This window comes from uncultured Oscillibacter sp., from assembly GCF_910584465.1.
Lineage (GTDB): Bacteria > Bacillota > Clostridia > Oscillospirales > Oscillospiraceae > Oscillibacter.
The window spans coordinates 1-1,456 of sequence record NZ_CAJUBK010000146.1 but is presented as its reverse complement, the minus strand read 5'-3'; the positions used below and the strand labels follow the sequence as shown (position 1 = coordinate 1,456).

At 66.3% G+C, this 1,456-nt stretch carries 2 protein-coding genes and 1 pseudogene; all 3 read right to left on the bottom strand.

Annotated elements, in window-relative coordinates; all coding sequences use genetic code 11:
• Window positions 1-190 (bottom strand): hypothetical protein (locus QZ332_RS13715; protein ID WP_295766462.1); only part of this gene is annotated, 190 nt, incomplete at its 3' end.
• A 53-nt stretch (window positions 191-243) separates the two neighbouring features.
• Window positions 244-642 (bottom strand): DUF2500 domain-containing protein, encoded by a 399-nt coding sequence (locus tag QZ332_RS13710; RefSeq protein WP_295766460.1) that lies wholly within the window; start codon window positions 640-642, stop codon window positions 244-246.
• Between the two features lie 352 nt (window positions 643-994).
• A pseudogene (locus QZ332_RS13705) lies at window positions 995-1,456 on the bottom strand (sodium:proline symporter); the annotation flags it as partial.

The following is a 1,456-nucleotide window of genomic DNA, read 5'->3' as shown; positions in this document are numbered from 1 at the left end:
GGCAGATGATGTCCATGGCGGTGAAGGGCCGGGCGTGGCCCACGTGGAGCCCCTGTCCGGAGGGGTAGGGGAACTCGATGAGGCCGAAGAACTTCTCCCGGCTCGTGTCCCCGTTGACGGCGGTGAAGGGCTTCTCCTCCAGCCACCTGGCCTGCCATTTCTTCTCGATGGCGGTGAAATCGTACTTCATGTGTGATCTCCTTTATCATGATGAAAATGGATATCCCTCTATGGGTCAGCGGGTCAGCTCCGCTCGAAGCCCAGGTACCGGGTCCCCTGGAAGGTGAGGTCCCCCCGGTCCCCCTCGGCCAGCAGGCCGTGCTCCGGGCCGCTGACGCTGAATTCCATCCGGTCCCCGCTCTCCACCTGGAAGGTGACGTAGTACCAGGTGGAGGTGTGGACGTGCCCCATCCCGGTCCCGGCACCGTGATGGTGGTGGTGGGAAACGTCGGTCCGTTTGGTGACCACCTGGGCAGGGACCGTCAGCCGGGGGGAGGCGTTGTTCCTGCTCCAGGTACGGACGCCCCGGACCGCGAACACGATCATACCTCCTATGACGAGCACGAAGACGACTGCGATGAAGATCGGGACGAACGTGAACATCAGGCTGCCAAAGCCCCCCATCCCAAACCCTGCGCTCATAAGCTCCTCCTTCCCAAACACGACGAAGACGCCCCCAGCCGGAACGGCCAGGGGCGTCGGTCAAAACGCGGTACCACCCTGTTCAGCCGCCAAAGACGGCCCTCCGGGCCCGGTAACGGGGGCAGGCCGGCCCGCCCTACCTGTCGGGCGGGAGGCTCCGGGGCCAGTCATGCACAGGGGCCCCTCCGCCGGCTCGCACCATCCGCCGGCTCTCTGAGGGCGGGCGTCCCCTGTCTTTTCCCCTTCATCGTCTTTCAACAGGCCCTATTGTACGGGGAAGGGGACCGTTTGTCAAGAGGGGCGGGGAAAAAACCGTCCGCAGATCCCCTCCGGGCGGCTCCCCGGTGTCCCCTCACTTCTCCCGCACCTCGTCGAAGAGCTCCTCGATCCCCGCGCCGGGGGCCGGGGTCGCCAGGCTCACCGCCACGATGGCGATCAGCGCCACCACGAAGGCCGGCAGCAGCTCGTAGATGTCCCACGCGCCGCCCAGGGGGCGGACCAGGAACTTCCAGATGAAGATCATGGCGCCGCCGGCGATGAGGCCCGCCATGATGCCCTGGCGGTTGCTCCGCTTCCAGAACAGGGCGCAGAGGATGGCGGGGCCGAAGGCCGCGCCGAAGCCCGCCCAGGCGAAGGACACGATCTGGAACACGTTGCTGTCCGGGTCGGAGGCCAGGAACAGGGCGATGACGGCGATGACCACCACCGTCAGCCGCGCGGTCAGCATGGTCTGCTTCTCCGTCAGCTTCACGCCGAAGACCTCCTGGACGATGTTCTCCGAGAAGGCGGAGGAGGCCGCCAGCAGCTGGCTGTC

Coding starts and splice junctions, on each gene's coding strand:
- QZ332_RS13710 (WP_295766460.1), bottom strand. CDS start 642: ATGAGCGCAGGGTTTGGGATGGGGGGCTTTGGCAGCCTGATGTTCACG.